Annotated in this window: 2 pseudogenes; one reads left to right on the top strand and one right to left on the bottom strand. The window is 67.2% G+C overall.

Annotated elements, in window-relative coordinates:
• A pseudogene (locus MFF13_RS26280) lies at positions 1 to 607 on the bottom strand (transposase family protein); the annotation flags it as partial.
• Positions 608 to 717: 110 nt separating this feature from the next.
• On the opposite strand from MFF13_RS26280, the pseudogene MFF13_RS26275 reads away from it, so the two are divergent.
• A pseudogene (locus MFF13_RS26275) lies at positions 718 to 969 on the top strand (transposase); the annotation flags it as partial.
• Positions 970 to 1,001: the final 32 nt, after the last annotated feature.

The following is a 1,001-nucleotide window of genomic DNA, read 5'->3' as shown; positions in this document are numbered from 1 at the left end:
GGCCCTCACCGGAGGCGTACTCGCGGCCGAACGATCCGGCAGCAGGTCGATGGGACGGCGGCGTTCGAGGTCGACCAGGATGGTGCCATAGGTTCGCCCCTTGCGCAGGCCCCCATCGTCGACACCGACGATGATCGGTTTGGATCGGGTCGGCAGCGGCCATTTGCGGATGTCACGCAGCAGCGTCGTGGCACGGGTCGGCATCGCCAGGTGCGGCCGCAGCCTTGGCCAGGTGCGGCAGCAGCCATGCGGCGGGCGTGGCACCGAGCGCCAGCGCGGTCCGAACCTGGGCCTCGGCCAGCCGGCAGGTCCTCTGAGCGTAGCGGTCGAGAAGGCGGGGCAGACGCTCGGCGAAGGTCCGACGCGCGCAAGCAGGATCGTGGCAGTAGAAGCGCCGGATCGTCAGGGTCGGACGCACCGCCCGACCGCTCGTCGGTAGGTCGGCGGGACGCCGGTGATAGCGACTATGCACTGACCGGCTGACCGTACGACAACCTGGGCAACGGGCATGATCGCGCTTCGCTTGAGCGGTCATGCGAAGGGCCGTGCTCTCCGCACGCGTCACGTGGAGAACGCGACAACCGGGGATGTACCAGAGAAGGGTCATGCCCTGATCTGAGAATCCCTGCCCGGTTCAGCCAGGAGCTACCTCCCAGCACCCCAAGCCGACCCAATCCACCAAACTTGGCGAAGAGCCACTTTCCAGGGGGAAGGCCACACAAGGTCACCGGGGTGAGGGCAGCCATCGAGGCGGCCGGCGCACGCTCGCTCTACCTCCCGGCCTATAGCCCGGACTTCAACCCGATCGAGCAAGCCTTCGCCAAGCTGAAGGCGCTCCTGCGAACGGCCGCCGCGCGCACCGTCCCAGACCTCTGGGCCGCCATCCGAGAAGCCTTCAAGGCCTTCCGCCCGTACGAATGCCGAAACTACGTCGCCGCTGCTGGATATGATGCCTTCGACCCAACATGACCGGCAAGGGCTCTAGCAGGCTGCTGCAGAAG

Source organism: Methylobacterium cerastii, from assembly GCF_022179125.1.
GTDB lineage: Bacteria > Pseudomonadota > Alphaproteobacteria > Rhizobiales > Beijerinckiaceae > Methylobacterium > Methylobacterium cerastii.
The sequence above is the reverse complement of the archived record's forward strand: the minus strand, read 5'-3'. Positions and strand labels throughout refer to the sequence as shown.